This is a genomic window from Microbispora sp. ATCC PTA-5024 (assembly GCF_000511135.2).
Classification (GTDB): Bacteria; Actinomycetota; Actinomycetes; order Streptosporangiales; family Streptosporangiaceae; genus Microbispora; species Microbispora corallina.
In genome coordinates this window covers 2697458-2714691 of sequence record NZ_KI866522.1, presented here as the reverse complement: position 1 = coordinate 2714691, position 17234 = coordinate 2697458, and the positions used below count along the sequence as shown (strand labels likewise).

Below are 17234 nucleotides of genomic sequence, written 5' to 3'. Positions count from 1 at the left end.
GTCACGCGGGTCTCCGGCGCTCTCGGCGCCGTGATCGGCCCTCCGGCGGAGGCCTCGTCCGTCCGCCGCGCGCCCGCCCACGCTCCCGGCCGCGCCGTGCAGTGCGCGACGCTGCGGGTGCCGCTCGACTACGCGGAGCCGGACGGCCGGCAGATCACGCTGTCGCTCAACCGGGTCAGGGGCACGGCCTCGCGGCGGGACGACCACCTGGGCGCGCTGCTGGTCAACCCCGGCGGGCCGGGCGGATCGGGCCTCGACCTGGCCAAGTACGTCGCCGCCATGCTGCCGTCCGAGGTGGCCGCCCGCTACGACGTGATCGGCTTCGCGCCGCGCGGCGTCGGGCCGAGCGAGCCCGCGATCTCCTGCGTCGACCCGGCCCGCTTCTACGCCCCGCCGCGGCCGGACGCCATCCCGAAGACCGTGGACGACGAGGCGGCGCTCGTGTCCCGGGCCAGGCAGTACGCCGAGGGCTGCGGCTCCCGGTGGTCCTGGTTCCTGCCGTACCTGACCACGGAGAACTCCGCCAGGGACATGGACGCCATCCGCGCCGCCCTGGGCGAGGACAAGATCAGCTACCTGGGCTACTCGTACGGCACCTACCTGGGCGCCGTCTACGCGACGCTGTTCCCGCAGCGGGTGCGCCGTCTCGTGCTCGACAGCAACGTCGACCCCGACGGGGTCTGGTACGACGCGAACATCTCCCAGGACTACAGCTTCGACCGCCGGCACCGGGACTTCCTCGACTGGGTGGCCCGCAACGACGACGCCTACCGGCTCGGCGCGACCGAGCAGGCGGTCCACGACGCGTGGTACTCCATGCGCTCCCGCCTGCGGGCCAAGCCGGGCGGCGGCCTGGTCGGGCCGAGCGAACTCGACGACATCTACTCCGCCGGCGGCTACTCCAACGCCCTGTGGCCCGCCCTCGGTGCCGCGTTCTCCGCGTACGTCCGCAAGGGGGACACCGCGGCGCTGGTCAAGCTCTTCCACAGCCAGGCCGAGATCAAGAAGACCGAGGAGAACTCCTACGCCGTCTACCTGGGCGTGGAGTGCCGGGACGCCCGGTGGCCCCGGTCCTGGGACCGCTGGCACGTCGACACCCTCAAGGCGAACGCCGAGGCCCCCTTCATGGCCTGGCCGAACGCGGTCTACAACGCGCCGTGCGCGTTCTGGCCGGTGCCCGGGCTCACGCCGGTCCGTGTGGGCGCGGTGAGCCTGCCGCCCATCCTGCTGATCCAGGCCGAGCACGACGCCGCCACGCCGTACGCCGGGGCGGTGCACCTGCGGCGCCGCTTCCCGACCGCGAGCCTGGTGACCGAGGGCGGCGGCAACCACGGGGTGTCGCTCTCGGGGAACTCCTGCGTCGACCGCTACCTGAGCGCCTACCTGCGGGACGCGTCGCTGCTGCCGCAGCGGCGGACCTCCGCGCGGGGGATGCGGCGGGGCGACGCGTGGTGCCCGGCGCTGCCCGACCCCAAGCCGCAGCCCCTCGCCGCGGCCCGGCGGGCGCGCTGACCGCCGGACGCCCGGACCGCTCACCGAGCCGGTAACTCCCAAAATCGGCGAGGTCGCGTAGGCTGGCCCTCGTGATGCTGCGTACATCGGCGTCGCGCGTGCTCGACGACAACGATCGTGACGAGGTGCTCGCGCTCCTCGACGCCGATCCGGTCGCCAACGTATTCGTCGCATCCCGGGTCAGGACCGTGGGCCTCGCCCCGTCGCGGCTCGGCGGCCAGATGTGGGGATACGGGCCGCGCGGCGGCCTGTCGTCCCTGTGCTACGCCGGCGCCAACATGGTCCCGGTCAACGCCTCGCGCGAGGCCGTGCACGCGTTCGCCGACCGGGCCCGCAAGCAGGGCCGGCGCTGCTCGTCCATCGTCGGCCCGGCCGGGGCGGTCGAGCAGCTGTGGGAGCGGCTGGAGCCGCACTGGGGCAGCGCCCGGGCCGTCCGCTGGGCGCAGCCCGTGATGGCCACCGGGTCGGCCCCCGCCGTCGAGCCCGACCCGCTCGTCCGGCGGGTCCGGCCCGAGGAGTTCGGCATCCTGCTGCCGGCCTGCGTGGCGATGTTCACCGAGGAGGTGGGCGTCTCGCCGGACAATGGGGACGGCGGCGCGCTCTACCGGTCGCGGGTGGCCGAGCTGATCCGCATCGGCCGGTCGTACGCCCGGATCGAGGACGGCCAGGTGGTGTTCAAGGCCGAGATCGGCGCGGTCACCCCGCAGGCGTGCCAGATCCAGGGCGTGTGGGTCCACCCCGAGATGCGGGGGCGCGGTCACGCGGCCGCCGGGATGGCCGCCGTCGTCGAGCAGGCGCTCAAGTACTTCGCCCCGCTCGTCACGCTCTACGTGAACGACTTCAACCTCCCGGCCAGGGCCGCCTACCGGCGGGTCGGGTTCCAGGAGGTCGACACGTTCATGTCCGTGCTGTTCTGACCAGCCGGCCCAGCAGGCGCTCCAGCTCGGCGGCCGGGTCGCCGGTGAGCCCGGCGTGCACCGGGCCCGTCTGCACCACCGTGCTCCTCGGCGCCGTCAGCCAGCGGAACCGGCTGCCGAGCGGCTCCCCGCGCAGCGGCCCCGCCTCCTCGCCGCAGGCGTCCTCGTACGCGGACAGCGCGTGGCGCACGCCGGCCAGGTCGACCGGGCAGCCCAGCGCGAGCAGCCGGTCCTCGTCCAGCTCGACGCGGGCGCACAGGTAGCCGCGCGGCTGGCAGTACACGATCACCCCGGCGTTGAGCAGCTCGCCCCGCTCGACGCTGGGGACGACGCGGATCACCGCGTACTCGTAGACGTCCCTGGTCATGCCGGTCACCGTCCCTCGCCCCTGGCCGTCCGCCAGAACCCGCCGATCGTGCCGCGTTCGCGCCTCGGCGGGGGCGGTGCCGCCTGGGCCGGGTCCGGGAGCCAGTCCCGGGGTCCCGCCGCCCGCGCCAGCAGGTGGTCCACGTACGCCCGCCGCACGTCGCCGGCGGACGCGAAGCCCGGTTCGTCCTCCAGCCACTCGTCCGGGACGAGCGCGGCCACCGTCTCCAGCAGCTCGGGGGTGACGGCCTCGGCCAGCTCGGCGTCCGCCTCGGCGAGCTTGGTGGCGAACGGCGCGAGGACGTGGTCCCGGCCGTCGAAGCGGCGGCGGGGGTCGGCCGTCGGCCAGTTGTGGTGGAACCAGAGGGCGGCGCCGTGGTCGATGAGCCACACGCCGCCGTGCCAGACGAGCAGGTTGGGGTTGCGCCAGCTCCGGTCGACGTTGTGGACGAACGCGTCGAACCACAGCACCCGGGAGGCGAACCACGGGTCGGGCTCCCAGGCCAGCGGGTCGAACCCGAGCGCTCCCGGCAGGAAGTCGACGGCGAGGTTGTGCCCGGCGCTCGCGGTGAGCAGATCCTGGATCTCCTCGTCGGGCTCGCGCGCCCCGAGCTGCGGGTCGAGGTCGACGACCTTGAGCTCGGGGGTGGCGAAGCCGAGCCGGCGGGCCAGCTCGGCGCAGAGGACCTCCGCCACCAGCACCCGGCGGCCCTGCCCGGAGCCCCGGAACTTCACGACATAGGTGCCCAGGTCGTCGGCCTCCATGACGCCGGGCAGCGACCCGCCCTCGCGCAGCGGCGCGACGTACCGCGTCGCCGTGATCTGTTCCAGCACGAGAGGAAGGGTACCGGCCGGCGGGCACTCCCCTCCTCGTGCCCGCCGGCCGGGCTCAACAGGCGGAGCTGGGCATCCACCACAGCCGGCCGCCCGTCACCTCGTGATAGACGTCGAGGAGGTCGAGTCCGGTGATCTTGCTGCGGGACTCGGCCGCGGCCCATGCGTACACGCCGCGGGCGATGGCGCCGGGCTCCTGCTGCACGCGCAGCGCGTAGACCAGCGCCCTGATCTCGTGGACCTTGTGGTCGTCGGGCGCGGCCTGCGCGGCCAGCTCGGCGAGCTGGCAGGCCAGGCGCAGGTCGCCGTCGGCGGCGGCCTCCACGGCCCGTCCGGCGACCGTGCCGGCCCCGGCCGACAGCTCGGCGACGGCCCGGGCGAACACGGCGTCCGGGGCCGGCTTGAGGTGCGCCGGGTTGCCGTCGTGCCAGCCGCCGTGCAGCCGCCACACGTTGCGGACGATGAACTCCGGCTCGTCGTAGTGGGGCCGCAGGTAGGCCCGGTCGGCCAGCTCGGGGGGCGGGGTGACCGCGTGCAGGATCTCGTCCAGGCGCGCTCCCGCGTTCATCAGGTCGAGGGTCTGCTCGACCAGGCTGTCGAGGTAGTCGGCGGTGTCGGTCAGCGCCCGCCGCACCCGGGCGGCTCCCGTGATCGGGAGCCCGTGGCCGGGCAGCAGGATGTCGGCGTCGAGGGTCGCCATGCGGCGCAGCGCGACCGCCCACTCGTCGGGGTACCGCTGGACCTTCTGCGGGTCGCCCGCCCCCGGGACGGCCCACACGAACAGGTCGCCGGTCAGCAGCACGCCGCGTTCGGGCAGGAAGGCCCAGGTGGCGTCGTCGGTCTCGCCGAGGGCGTGGCGGAGCTGGAGCGTCACGTCCCCGAGCGAGAGCGTGAGCCGGTCCTCGTACGTCAGGTCCGGGGTCCGGTAGGTGTTCGGCCAGCCCATGCGGACGAAGCCGTTCTCCCGCTGGTCGACGACCGTGTTGTACCCGGCCGTCCTGGCGTACCGGACGAACCGGCGGGCGACGCCCTCCTGGGCCACCACGGTCGGCCGCGGCCCCGGCTCCTCGTCGAACCCCTCCATGCCTGATACGTGGTCGAGGTGGCCGTGGGAGAAGACGGCGTACTTGACGGTCTGGTCGCACCAGCCCCTGATCGCCCGGTACATGGCCGGGGCGTCGAGCGCGTTGCCCGTGTCGAAGAGCGCCAGCCCGTCCTCGCCGCGGACCGCGTACACGTTGCCGGAGGCCGGCCACATGGCCACGCCGTACGTGATCTCCTGGGCGCCGCCGCGGCGCAGCTCGGAGAGGGGCACCTCGTCGGGGCGCACCGAACCACGCCACAGCTTGTCGGCGTACTGAAGGATCGGTGTATCCATGCACCGAGCCTGGCCTCCACGCCGGGGGAGGCCCAGTAGGGACCTCCCTAGAGTCCCGCTTTCACCGCAAACCAGCCGTCACAGCTCGCCGCGCTCCACGGCGAGGGCCAGCTCGACGCGGGAGCGGAACCCCGTCTTGGCGTAGACGCGGGTCAGGTAGACCTCCACGGTCTTGCGGCTGTAGTGCAGCTCCTCGGCGATCTGCGGGTTGCTGAGACCGCCGGCGACCAGCTCGATCACCCGGCGCTCGCTCGGGGTGAGGTCGCCCGACCGTTCGACGGGGAGGCCGGCGGCCCGCAGGTGCCGCTCGGCGACCGTCCGCCAGGGCACCGCGCCGAGCCGGTCGAACGTCGCGTGCGCGCGGGGGAGCTGGGACCGGTCGCCCAGCACGCCGAGGACCAGCCGGGCCCGCGCCTCCTCGAACGGCAGGCCGTCCGCGCGGGCCAGGTCCAGGGCGGCGCCCGCCCGGTCCCGGTCCCGGCAGGCCCAGCCGACCGCGATGTGGGCGGCCATGACGGCCCGGGGGGTCCCGTCCGCGGATACCTCGTCGAGCCGGGCCGCCGTCGCCACGCAGGCCTGCGCGTCCCTCGTCGCGGCGTGCAGCAGCACCCGGACGGCGAGGGCCCGGTGGAGCACCTCGGGCACGCCGAAGGCGGCGGCCCGGTCCAGCTCGCGCCGCGCGGCCGCGTGGTCGCCGCGGCCCAGGGCGAGCCGGGCGCGGGAGACGCACCGCAGGCCCACCTGCAGGGCGCATTCGGGCGGGGGCTCGGCGAGCACGCGCGCCGCCTCGTCGTACCGGCCCTGGTCGAGCAGGATGTCCAGCTCGATGTTGCGCAGCAGCGCCCTGTTCTCCAGCAGCCCGGCATCGGCCAGCGCGCTCTCCGCGGGCGCGATCTCCTCCAGGGCCCGCGCCCACTCGCCGCCCAGGCGGCGCAGCACCGCCGTGGTCCGCACGTGCTGACCGGCGATGTCGTGCCAGCCGAGGCCGCGGTGGATCTGCTCGGCCTGGTCGAGCAGCTCGACCGCGCGGGTGCGCACCCCCGCGATCGTGAGGACGTGCGCGGCGGACTCGAGCGACGCCAGCCGGGCGCCGGGGGGCAGCGCCGCCGCGAACGCGAGCAGGTCGTCCAGCGCCTTCTGCGTCAGCGGCCAGTCGCCCTCGATCAGGGCATGGAGGGCCAGGCACCCCGCGGTGATGACCCGGTCCTCAGGCGGGCAGTCGGCCAGCCCCTCCCAGCCGCGGCGGGCCGCCTCCTGAGACGGCCGGCCCAGCTCCGCGTCGATGAGCGCCCGCTGCGCGAGCAGCGCGGTCGGGTCGTCGGCCTCGGGAAGCGCGCGCCGGGCGACGTCGAGCGCCACCTCGTACCAGCCCATCGCGTGGGCCGCGCCGACGGCGGTGTAGGCGGTGCGGGTGTGCCGGCGTCCGGGCGTCAGCACGGCGAGTGCCCGCTGGGCCGAGTTGAGCGCGAGCGCCGGCCGGGAGCCCTTCCAGTACGCCATGGCCTGCCGGGCCAGCAGCTCACCCCGCTCGGTGGCGAGCTCGGCGGCCCTGCCGTACCAGTGGGCGGCGGACAGGGGCGCGGTCCAGCGGGTCAGCTCGGCGGCGCGCAGGACGGCGGGCAGCGCCGCGGGCGTCCCGGACTCCGCCACGTGGGTGGCCCACTCCAGCACCCGTCGCGAGCCGCCGAGGCCGTCGCGCTCCAGCATCTCGGCGATCCGCCCGTGGACCTCCCGGCGCCCGATCACCCCGAGGTCCTGGTACAGCGCCTCGGCGACGAGCGGGTGCGTCAGCGCGTACGCCTCGCCGGTGCGGGTGACGACGCCGTCGCGCACCAGGCCCTCGACCGCCCGCTCGGCCGCGGGGAGCGGGAGCCCGGCCAGCTCGGCCAGCTCGGTGAGGGCGGCGGTCTCCCGCGTGCGCGACACGGCCGCCAGGACCCGGGCGAGGTCGCGCCCGCCCTGGTCGCGCTGGAACAGGCGGCTGAGGATGGCGCCCCGCCGGGGGCCGGGCACGTCCGACCGGACCGCGCCGCCCTGGAGGAGCGTGAGCACGGCCTCCTGGACGAACCACGGGTTGCCCCGGCTGGCCTCGTGGACGCGCCGCAGCACGACGTCGCTGGGCGTGCGCCCGAGCAGGGCGGTGACCATCGCGGCCACCTCGGCCGGCGTCAGCGGGTCGAGCCGTACGGCGAGGTCGACCTCGAGCGAGGGCGGCGTGCGGGCGGTCCCGAGGATCGAGATCCAGGGGAACCGCCGGGGCAGCGCCCCCAGCACGCTGAGCGTGTCGGCGTCGGCCAGGTGGAGGTCGTCGAGGGCGATCAGGGTGGGCCCGGAAAGCGACTCGAACAGCCGGACCGCCAGGGCGGCGGGGGCGGGTGAGGGGGCGCCGAGGGCGGCCTGGTCGATGGCGTCCTCGAGCGCGGCCAGGGCCTCCCCGGTCTCGCCCCCCTCCCCGCGCAGGGTCTCCAGCGCTCCCGCGAGCGGCGCGTAGGCCCGGCCGCCGTCCAGCTCGCGGGCCTGTCCGCGCAGCACCCGGAAAGCAGGCAGCCCGGCCGCCGCCTCCCCGAGCAGACGGGTCTTCCCGATCCCGGCCTCGCCGCAGACGAGGACGGTCCGCGGCGTCCGCGCCAGGGCCGACATGACCTGCTCCAGGATCCCGGCACGCCCCACTGCGCTGTCCCGCCTTCCTCTTCCGTCCCCGCTGGTGTCAAGAAGACGCGGCGGAAAGCTTGAACGTTCACAGGAAATGTGACTCCGGATCCCCGAGATCGCAAGGGAATTCGGATATCAATTGTGCAGGATCGCCACAGCCGCCTCTGCGAGCGCGTGTTCGACCGTCTTGGCGGGCAGATCCATGGTTTTGACCACCGCCGACTGGACGGATCCGAGCGCCGCCCAGGCGCGGATCCGGGCCTCGGGGGTGGGATCCGGCCCGGCGAGTTTCGTGAACAGTTCTCTGCCGAATTCCCGTATCGCCTCGCCGGGGCTGCCTGGCGGGGCGTTGTCGGCGCCGCCGATGTCCTCGGTGAGCAACCGGATGACGGCGCGGTGCCTCACCGCGAAGGACGTGAACGCCCGGAGGAAGGCCGGGCCGTCCGGGAACTCCCGGCCCAGCAGCGTGAGCAGGTCGTCCGCCGCCGGCGCGATGATCTCCGCCGCCAGCCGGTCCTTCGGATGGAAGTGGTAGGCCACCGCGGTCTTCGTCAGCCCGACGGCCGCCGCGATGTCGGCCAGGGAGACGGCGGCGTAGCCGCGCTGGGCGAACAGGTCCCGGGCGGCCGCGAGGATGCGGGAACGGGTCTCGTTCCCCTGGTCCAGTGTGGTCATAGTCTCATTTCCCCGCAGGCCACAGCATTTCAGATCTCATCCGCCTACGCTCGTATTGTACGGCCGTACAGGACGGCCATTCGGACACGCTCCCCAAACAGGCGGTCAACGATGAGCGAGCTTTTGGGACGGCTGGGCGGCTGGTGCGCGCGCCACGGCAGGATCGTGCTGGCGCTGTGGGTGCTCGCGGCGGGCCTGCTGACCGCGGGCACGCTGGTGTGGGGCAGGCCGGTCACCAACAACGTGGCCATCCCCGGCAGCGACGCCCAGCGCGCGCACGACCTCATGCGGGAGGGCTTCGGCCCGGGGCTCGACGTGGGCGGCACCGCCCAGGTCGTCCTCTACTCCAAGGACCGCACGCTGATCGACGGGCCGACGAGGCGGGCGGTCGAGCGGGCCATGGACGGGATCCGCCGGGTGCCCCACGTGTCCGAGGTCCAGACGCCGTACCGGGTGGGCGGCATCTCCTCCAACCTGCGCATCGGCACGATCGTCGTACGGCTCAAGGGGCAGGACTCGACCAGGCTCGGCGAGCTGTCGCAGCAGCTCACCGACGCCGCCAAACCGGCGGCCGACGCCGGCGTCGAGGTGGTGGCCGCCACCTCCGCCACCCCCGCGGACAAGGAGATCAAGACCGGCACCAGCGAGATCGCCGGCGTCCTGGTGGCGCTGCTGGTGCTGCTGTTCGCCTTCGGGACCCTGGTGGCCGCGCTCGTGCCGATCTTCACGGCCCTCCTCAGCCTCGGCGTCGGCCTCGGCGTGATCGCGCTGCTCGGGCACGTGATCGACGTGCCGAAGTCCGCGTCCATCATGGCGACGATGATCGGCCTCGGCGTCGGCATCGACTACGCCCTGTTCCTGCTGTCGCGGCACCGCAGGCTCCTCGCGGACGGGGTCCCGGTCCAGGACGCCGTGCGGCGGACGGCCGCGAGCTCGGGCGGCGCCGTGCTGTTCGCGGGCGGCACCGTCGTCATCGCGCTCAGCGCGCTCATGTTCACCGGCTTCCCGATGCTGATCACGCTCGGCTGGCTCACCGGGATCTCCGTCGTCTGCGCGGTGCTCTCCTCGCTCACGCTGGTGCCCGCTCTGCTGGGCCTGCTCGGGCACCGCGTGAACGCGCTGCGCCTGCCGTTCTTCGGCCGCGTCGCCGGCCGGAGCGGCCAGGCCGGCGGGTGGGCCAGGCTGGGGGTCTGGGTTGCCGGCCGCCCGTGGCGCGTGCTGGCCGTCACCGTGGTGGCGCTGGCGGCCCTCGCCGCCCCGGCGGCCGCGCTGAAGCTGGGGCCGCTGGACGCCGGGTACTCCGACCAGGGCACCCCCGCCCGCCGGGCGTACGAGCTGATCGACGTGGGCTTCGGGCCGGGGGCCAACGGGCCGCTCATGGTCGTCGCCGAGACCGACCGGGCGATCGCGGACGGCACCCCGGCGGACCCGGTCGTCCAGGTGCTCCGGCAGCGGCTGGAGCACACCGAGGGCGTCGCGTACGTCGCCCCGCCGAAGGTGAACGAGAACCACCGGTCGGTGCTGTTCCAGGTCGTCACCGACTACGCGCCGAGCGACCACCGGGCCCTGGACGTCGTCGAGCGGGTCCGGGCCCTCCAGGTGCCCGGCGTCCGCGTGCACGTGGGCGGGGAGGTGGCCGGCCTGTCCGACGCCGGCGCCCGCATCATGGGCAGGACGCCGCTGGTCGTCGCCATCGTCGTGCTGCTGAGCGCGATGCTCCTGCTGCTGGCCTTCCGCGCGCCGCTGGTCGCGATCAAGGCCGCCGTGATGAACCTGGTCTCGCTGGGCGCCGCGTTCGGCGCGCTCGCCGTGGTGTTCTCCGACGGCCTCGGCAGCCGCCTGGTCGGCATGGACCCGCCGCCGTCGGTCGAGGGGTCCTACCTGTCCACGCTGTTCTTCTCGGTGCCGATTGACACGTACGTGCCGCTGATGCTGTTCGCCGTGCTGTTCGGGCTGTCGATGGACTACGAGGTCTTCCTGCTCACCTCCGTGCGGCAGGCGTACGCCCGGACCGGGGACAACCGGCGCGCGGTCGCCGAGGGACTCGGCGCGACGGGCCGCGTCATCACCTCGGCCGCGCTGATCATGGTGGCGGTGTTCACCGCGTTCATCGCCTACCCCGACCCTCTGGTCAAGGTCTTCGGCGTCGGGCTGGCCGTGGCCATCGCGGTCGACGCCACGGTGATCAGGGGCTTCCTCGTCCCGGCCACGATGGTGCTGCTCGGCAGGCTGAACTGGTGGATCCCCCGCCGGCTCGACCGCGTCCTGCCCGACCTGGCCATCGAGGGCCGCGAGGAGGACGCGCCCGCCGGGCCGCCGGAGCCCGAACTCGTGGGCGCCGGCCGGCACGCCCGCCCGTGACACGGCCGCGCGTCCGCGCGGGCCGCCGCGTCGTCGTGGCGGCCCGCCCGGCGGCGTCTGGCCTCAGGGTCAGAAGTTCTTGCTGCGCACCGTCCAGGGAGCCCTGGCCGCCAGGCCGGAGGGCCCGAGGATGTACGAGCGCGCCGTGGCGTTGCCGTTGAGCGTCATGTCCAGGAACTGGACCACCGCGGTCATGCCGTCGTTCATCTGGGCACCGGTGATGAACCCGACGTGACCCGCCTGCGGCTGCTCGGCCAGCACGGCCGGCACCTGGGTCAGGTCGTAGTTGGCGCGGGTGTTGTCGTAGGCGATGTCAGAGGATCCGCCGTCGAGGAACATCACCGGGGTGTGCAGCTTGGACAGCTCCGAGCGCGAGTAGCCGAACGAGCCGTCGGCGAAGAACCCGCTGTCGAGCGAGACGACGCTTCCGACCCGGCGGTCCTGGCCGGCGACAAGCGCCTCCAGCCCGCCGCAGGAGTGGCCGGCGACCGCGACTTTGGACAGGTCGAGGAGCTGGTAGAGCGGCGAGCCGGTGCGGGCGTTCTCCCGTTCGGCCCAGCTGATCCCGTCGGTCAGCAGCGACGGTATCGGAGACCCGCTCTGCACCCCGTTCGCCGAGCCGTCGACCGACGCGGTGTCCACCACGACGAACCCGCGGGCCGCGATGAACGTCAGCGCCGAGATCACCTCGCTCCCGTTGGTGTGGGCGCAGGCTCCGTTGCCGAAGACCAGCACGGGCATGGGGCGCCCCAGCGCGGAGGGGTTCGACGGCCGGAACACGGTGTACCGGTTGGTGCCGTACGCCCCCTCCCGGGTGACCGGGAAGTTGTTCTCGATGACCGGCCGGCTCGGCGAAGGGCTCGGGGAGGGTGTCGGTGTCGCGGACGGCGTGGGGGTGGGCGTGGGGCTCGGGCTCGGCGTGGGTGTCGGCGTGGGGGTGGGGGAGGTGACCCCGCCGGTGCAGGTGACGCCGTTCAGGGCGAAGCTCGACGGCGCGGGATTGGAGCCGTTCCAGCTCCCGTTGAATCCGAAATTCGTGCTGCCGCCGGTGGGGATGGTCGCGTTGTAGGAGGCGTTGGCGACCGTGACCTGGGAGCCGGACTGGGTGTAGGTGCCGTTCCACAGCTGGGTGACGGTCTGCCCGGCGGGGAACGACCAGGTCAGCCGCCAGCCGTTGACCGGGTCACCGAGGTTGCGGACGCTGACGCTCGCGCCGAAGCCCCCGGGCCACTCGCTGGACACCGTGTAGCCGACCTGGCATCCGGCCGTGGCCGCGGACGCGGCGTGGACTCCGGCCGCGCCGACGCCGGCTGTCAGCAGTACGGTGGCCGACAGGCTCAGCCACCGGCGAGAGCTGTCCAATGGCACGGGCTTCTCCCATTCTCCGAGACGCGAGGGTTTTCAAGGCGGCGAATACGCCCAGGTGGAGACACCGGATGCGGACCCGGCGGTGGCGCGGCCGGTCGCGTTAGCGCTAACACTCAGGACGCCGGAGTCCTGTGGGCATGGTGGTCTCCTGCTGCCGCGAGTCAATCCCGGTAAGGAGAGCCGAGTCAATGAGGTACGGTCGTCGCCGGTCTCACCTGGTCGCGGGGAATCCACGGTGAACAGGCGCTTCGGAGGCGCGGGGGAGACCGGCCGTCAGGACGGCGGTGAACATTTCATTCCGCCCGCTCGTCGCGGAAAGGTCAGGTGATCGCCGGAGGGGGCGGGCTGTCCTGCGGATCGGGACTCTTGGGCGTGTCAGGCGGGCTGGGCGAGGGGCTCTCCCCGGGGCCGTCTCCCGGGTCGGAGCAGGGCGGGCCGGTGACCGTCAGCGTGCGGGAGGCGCTCGCCCCGCCGGGGGAGACCGTGGCCGTGACGGTCCTGACGTCGACGAACCCGCACTTCGGCTGCCTGAACTGCGCCGTGTAGGCGTGGGAGTAGGACGTGTCTCCCGACAGCGTGTCGCCCGCGGAGTCGTCGAAGGTCAGCGTGTGTCCCTGGTAGGTGAGCCGCTGGGTGAATCCCACCTTCAGCGTCACCGTGGTCTGCCGGCCGGCCCGTACGTTCACCGTCGCCGAGGAGCCGTTCCAGGAGCCGATGGCGACGGACGGCGGCGGGCACTTCGGGCCCTCGACCCGGACCTCACGCGTCTGCGGGCCGTTGGACGCGGGCGGCCGCGTCGTCACCCTGACGCCGAGCACCGAGGTCGTCTCGCACTCCAGCCTGCCGAGGCTGCCCTTGAGGGAGAAGGCGTAGGACGTGCGGCCCGAGATCGTGCGGGTGACGGCGCCGGCGGGCTCGCCGTCGCGGGTGAAGCGCGCCGTCACCCCGACCGGGCCGACGCCGTCGGTGGTGACCGCGACGTCCGCCTGCCTGCCGTCCCATCCGGTGATCGTGGCGCCGCGGACCGAGGGAGCCGGGCAGGGCGCGCCGGTGACCTTGACGACCTTGCGGCGGGCCCCGCCGGACGCCGCCGGCGCCGTCGACACCTCCACCTGCCGGTAGACGGCCGTGCCGCACGGCGGGGCGGGGAAGGCCTGCTGCACCCCCGGCTCGTACGACCGCGCGCCCTCAAGCGGGATCGTCTGCGGGTCGCCTCCCAACAGGCCGTCCGGTGAGGGGCCCTCGGCGAACCGCGCGGTCAGCACGATCCGGCCGGGGCCGTTGGCCCGGACCCGGACCGTGGCCGCCTGCCCGTCGAAGCCGGTCACGCCGAGGCTCGTCACGGCGAGCGGCGCGGCCGGCGTGGTCGGCGTGGTCGGCGGGCTCGGGGAGCCCGGGGAAGAGGGTGGCGGCGCCGCCGTGGTCGCGGCCACCGCGGTGGTCGGGCCGGTGCCCGAGGTGGCGTCCACGGTCGGGACCGTCGTCGGGTCGTCCGTGGCCCCGGGGGTGTCGACCGGCGTCTCGGCCGGGGCGGCCGTGACAGGAGGATCGGCGGGCGGCTCCGCTGTACGGCTGTGCGGAGGCGGGGTGAGCAGCGTGTCCTGCGCGACCGGGGTCTGCCGGTGGGCCGCGACGAGCGCCGCGATCACCACGGCCGACAGCACCGCGGCGCCGATGGCGAACCGGGGCGCGAAGTGCGCCAGCCGGTTCGACAGCACGGTCCGGGCGAGCGACGTGGACACCTCGACCGGCTCGGCCGGCGTGGCCAGGGGGAACGTCAGCGCCAGCAGGGTGGCGAGCTCGGCCAGGTGACGGCGGCCGCGCTGCTCCCAGTCGGGCCCGTAGGCCGCCGTCGCCGCGGCCTCCAGATCGGCCACGAACGCCCGGGCCGTCGCCGGCCGGTCGGCCGGGTTCTTGGCCAGCCCCCGCACGACCAGTCCTCGCACCGATCCCGGCACCTCGAGGACCGGGATCGGCGCGGACTGGTGCTGGTGCCGCAGCCCGGCCACGTGGTCGGCGCGGAAGGGCCGATGGCCGGTCAGGCACTCGAAGAACACGCAGGTCGCCGCGTACACGTCGGTCGCCGGGCTGGCCGCGTTGCCGCTCCACTGCTCCGGCGCCATGTACGGCGGCGTCCCCGCCGGGCTGTCGGGGGCGCCGCTCGGTGTGGCGATGCCGAAGTCGGAGAGCTTGCTGGTCCCGTCGGCCTGGATCAGCACGTTCTCCGGCTTGTAGTCGCGGTGCACGATGCCCGACGCGTGCGCGACCGACAGGCCCGCGAGCGAGCCCTTCAGCACGACGAGCGCGGCCTCGGGGCTGGTCGACCCGTGCTCGGCGAGGATGCGCCGCAGCGGCACCCCGTCGACGAGCTCCATGACGATGGCCGCGCCGTCCCGCGACTCGACGTACTCGTAGAGCCGCACGATGTTGGGATCGTTGAGCTCGACCATGACCCGGGCCTCGCGCCGGAACCCCGACAGGAAGCGGGGGTCGGCGCGCAGCTCATCGCGCAGGTACTTGATCGCGACGTAGGCCCCGGTCGTCGAGTAGGTCGCCAGCACGACCCGCCCGGCGCCGCCGGCGCCGAGCTCGCGCACTTCCCGGTATCCCGGAACCGACCAGGCGTTCATGCCGCCGCCCCCTCGGAGAGCCCTGAACCAAGGTCTCATCCGGAACGGCGGTTGTCACCGGAGCATAATGTCACCTCAGGGTTGTACTCCGGCCGAGGGCCTGGGCCGACACATGCCGGGCCGACCGCTCCGCGAGGTTCCGCGCCCGGGCCGTGTCCGGGCCCACGAGCCGTCCGCCCCGCTTGACCACCCGGCCCGCCACGAGCACGGTGTCGACGGTGGAGACGTCGGCCGCGGTGACGACGGCGGCCACCGGGTCGTGCACGGGGGCGAGGCTCGGCGCCCCGGCGTCCAGCAGCAGGAGGTCCGCCTGCTTGCCCGGCGTCAGCGAGCCGATCCTGTCGGCCATCCCGATCGCCGCCGCGCCCTCGATCGTGGCCATCCGCAGCACGTCCGCCGCGGTGAACGGCCGGTCGGCCGGCCGCCCCGGTCGCGACCGCTCCGCCGCGAACGCGGCCCGCATGACCGCGAACATGTCGCCGGGGACGGCGGTCACCGTGTCGACCCCCAGCCCGGTCGGCACCCCGGACTCCCGGAACCTGCCGGTCTCCGGGAGTCCGTGCCCCATCTGGCACTCCACCGCGGGGGTCACGGAGGCCGTCCCGCCGGCGGCGGCGACCAGCTTCATCGCCTCTTCCGGCATCCCGTTGCCGTGCACGAACAGCACGCCGGGGCCGAGCAGCCCGTTCGCGTGCAGCCGCTCGACCGGGCCCTCGCCCGTGGCGTGCAGGCTGATCGGCAGCCCGAGCTCGCGGGCGAGGAGCCAGTCGGCCCGCGCCGCCTCGACGGAGCCGTACACCGGGCCCCAGGCCGCGAAGGCCGGGGTGACCAGGCCCGGTTCCGCCGACGGGAAGTGCTCGGACCTGAACCGCCGCACCGCGGCCTCGTCACGCGCGCCGTCGCCGGGACCCGGATGGGCGTACGCCAGGACGGCGCGGACGCCGGACTCGCGCAGCGCCGCCACGGCGGCGTCGGTGTGGGCCGGGGTGAGCTGGATGTGGGACCAGTCGTACAGGGTCGTGACGCCGGCGTTCAGGGCCTCGATCGCGCCCCAGAGCTCCGCGGCGTACACGTCCTCGGCGCGGAACGCCGGGGCGAGCCGGCCGAGGACGAGGTCGAGGTAGCCGCCGAGCGTCGCGTCGGCCGCGATCCCGCGCAGCACGCTCTGCCAGACGTGGCGGTGGGTGTCGACGAGTCCGGGCAGCACGATCCGGCCGGTCGCGTCGATCACCTCTTCGTCCCCGCCGTCCGCGGGGCGGTCGCCGCGCGGGGGCTCGGGCCCGACCGAGACGATCACGCCGTCCTCCACGACGACGCAGGCGCCGGGGAGCACGCGCGGCTCGGGCTCGGTGTCGATGACGATGCCGTTCACGATGACGGTGCGCATGAGGCTCCTTCGTTAGGAAAGCTTTCCTAAAAGCTTTTTGGAAAGCTATCAGGGAAGCGGGCTAGGCTCAAGGCCATGACCGATCGCGACCTCGTCGACGAGGTGATCGAGGGGTGGCGGGCCGAGCTGCCGGAGGCGGCCACGGTCGAGCTGGAGATCGTCAAGCGGGCCGGGCGGCTCAAGGGCCGGGTCGAGGAGGTCACCCAGGCCGTGCTCGGCCGGTACGGCCTCACCTACGCCGAGTTCGACGTGCTCGCCACGCTGCGGCGGGAGGGCGAGCCGTACCGGCTCAAACCCAGCCGACTCGCCGCGCGCTCGATGCTGACCACGGGAGGGACCAGCAACATCCTCCAGCGGCTGGTCGGCGCCGGGCTGGTCGAGCGCGAGCCCGACCCGGCCGACGGGCGGAGCTCCTGGGTGCGGCTCACCCCGCTCGGGGTCCGGCGGGCCGAGGAGCTGGCCATGGAGACGACCCGGGCGCACAGGGAGATGCTGGCCGGCGTCCCCCCGGCGACCGTGCGCGCGCTGGCCGGCCTCCTGCGCGACGTCCTGCTCGCCCTCGGCGAGCGCGCCGAGGACGAGACGTCCGCGCCTCGCTAGCCCAGCGCCGCGTAGACGGCCTCGGTCAGCCGGTACGCCCGCAGGCCGTCGCCGAGCTCGGTGGCCAGCCGGTTCATGGTGTACGCGAGGGCGAGGCCGCGCGCCGGGTCCCCGAGGCCCACCGATCCGCCGAGCCCGGTGTGCCCGAACGCCGAATCGACGCCGGGGGCGGGGGTCAGGAACGTCATCGCCGGCCGCATGTACCCGAGCCCGAACGCGCTCCGCGCGCCCAGCACCCGGTCGATCCCGTCCGACCGCGGCCGCAGGGCGTCCGTGAGCGTCGCGGGCCGCAGGATCCGCCCGGCGACCAGGTCGCGGTAGAACCCGGCCAGCGCCCGTGCGGTCGTGACCAGGCCCATCGCGGGCCATCCCGCCCGCAGGACGACGGGGTTGTTCGCGCCGCCGGGCAGCAGGGCGACCGGCGGGTTGCCCAGCGCCCGCAGCATCAGGTCGCCCCCGGCGTACGGCGCACCGGGCGGCCCCTGCGCGCCCGCGCCACCCGTGACGGCGGCGCCTGCCGTTCCTGTGACGGCGGTGCCCGCGGATGCTGTGAC

13 protein-coding genes are annotated in these 17234 nt (G+C 74.3%); 4 read left to right on the top strand and 9 right to left on the bottom strand.

Annotation, left to right across the window (positions count from 1 at the left end):
* Positions 1-1512: alpha/beta hydrolase (locus MPTA5024_RS12300; RefSeq protein WP_063794650.1), on the top strand; the 1512-nt coding region annotated here is incomplete at its 5' end.
* A gap of 74 nt (positions 1513-1586) precedes the next feature.
* Complete coding sequence (locus tag MPTA5024_RS12295) at positions 1587-2429, top strand: GNAT family N-acetyltransferase (RefSeq protein ID WP_036322533.1); 843 nt, start codon at positions 1587-1589, stop codon at positions 2427-2429.
* On the opposite strand, the gene MPTA5024_RS12290 is transcribed toward MPTA5024_RS12295, so the two are convergent.
* The 5 genes from MPTA5024_RS12290 to MPTA5024_RS12270 form a co-directional block, all read right to left on the bottom strand.
* Positions 2410-2796, bottom strand: a complete 387-nt coding sequence (locus MPTA5024_RS12290; protein ID WP_036324034.1) for a DUF3037 domain-containing protein — start codon at positions 2794-2796, stop codon at positions 2410-2412. The genes MPTA5024_RS12295 and MPTA5024_RS12290 overlap by 20 nt on opposite strands.
* A gap of 5 nt (positions 2797-2801) precedes the next feature.
* A complete protein-coding gene (locus MPTA5024_RS12285) occupies positions 2802-3629 on the bottom strand; it encodes a HipA family kinase (RefSeq protein WP_036322532.1) in 828 nt (275 codons plus the stop codon).
* A gap of 55 nt (positions 3630-3684) precedes the next feature.
* Positions 3685-5007, bottom strand: a complete 1323-nt coding sequence (locus tag MPTA5024_RS12280; protein WP_051457970.1) for an alkyl sulfatase dimerization domain-containing protein — start codon at positions 5005-5007, stop codon at positions 3685-3687.
* Between the two features lie 78 nt (positions 5008-5085).
* Positions 5086-7677 (bottom strand): AAA family ATPase, encoded by a 2592-nt coding sequence (locus tag MPTA5024_RS12275; protein WP_036322531.1) that lies wholly within the window; start codon positions 7675-7677, stop codon positions 5086-5088.
* A 117-nt stretch (positions 7678-7794) separates the two neighbouring features.
* Positions 7795-8334 carry a TetR/AcrR family transcriptional regulator gene (locus MPTA5024_RS12270; RefSeq protein WP_036322530.1) on the bottom strand — a complete coding sequence of 180 codons (540 nt, stop codon included), beginning with the start codon at positions 8332-8334 and terminating at the stop codon, positions 7795-7797.
* A gap of 111 nt (positions 8335-8445) precedes the next feature.
* Here MPTA5024_RS12270 and MPTA5024_RS12265 point away from each other — a divergent pair, with 111 nt between their 5' ends.
* Positions 8446-10695 (top strand): MMPL family transporter, encoded by a 2250-nt coding sequence (locus tag MPTA5024_RS12265; RefSeq protein ID WP_036322529.1) that lies wholly within the window; start codon positions 8446-8448, stop codon positions 10693-10695.
* A gap of 69 nt (positions 10696-10764) precedes the next feature.
* Here the strand turns inward: MPTA5024_RS12265 and MPTA5024_RS12260 are convergent, their stop codons facing one another.
* The 3 genes from MPTA5024_RS12260 to MPTA5024_RS12250 all read right to left on the bottom strand — a co-directional run bounded on the left by MPTA5024_RS12260 (position 10765) and on the right by MPTA5024_RS12250 (position 16080).
* Positions 10765-12063: a cellulose-binding domain-containing protein gene (locus MPTA5024_RS12260; protein ID WP_198167049.1), complete on the bottom strand. Its 1299-nt coding sequence runs from the start codon at positions 12061-12063 to the stop codon at positions 10765-10767.
* Positions 12064-12383: 320 nt separating this feature from the next.
* The gene (locus MPTA5024_RS12255; protein ID WP_051457968.1) at positions 12384-14693 is read right to left on the bottom strand and encodes a serine/threonine-protein kinase; all 2310 of its coding nucleotides are present in this window, start codon (positions 14691-14693) and stop codon (positions 12384-12386) included.
* Positions 14694-14763: 70 nt separating this feature from the next.
* Positions 14764-16080: an amidohydrolase family protein gene (locus tag MPTA5024_RS12250; RefSeq protein ID WP_036322528.1), complete on the bottom strand. Its 1317-nt coding sequence runs from the start codon at positions 16078-16080 to the stop codon at positions 14764-14766.
* Between the two features lie 75 nt (positions 16081-16155).
* On the opposite strand from MPTA5024_RS12250, the gene MPTA5024_RS12245 reads away from it, so the two are divergent.
* Entirely contained in the window at positions 16156-16680 is a 525-nt protein-coding gene (locus tag MPTA5024_RS12245) for a MarR family winged helix-turn-helix transcriptional regulator (protein ID WP_036322527.1), read from the top strand.
* Here MPTA5024_RS12245 and MPTA5024_RS12240 read toward each other — a convergent pair.
* Positions 16677-17234 (bottom strand): serine hydrolase domain-containing protein (locus MPTA5024_RS12240; protein ID WP_157099439.1); only part of this gene is annotated, 558 nt, incomplete at its 5' end. The genes MPTA5024_RS12245 and MPTA5024_RS12240 overlap by 4 nt on opposite strands.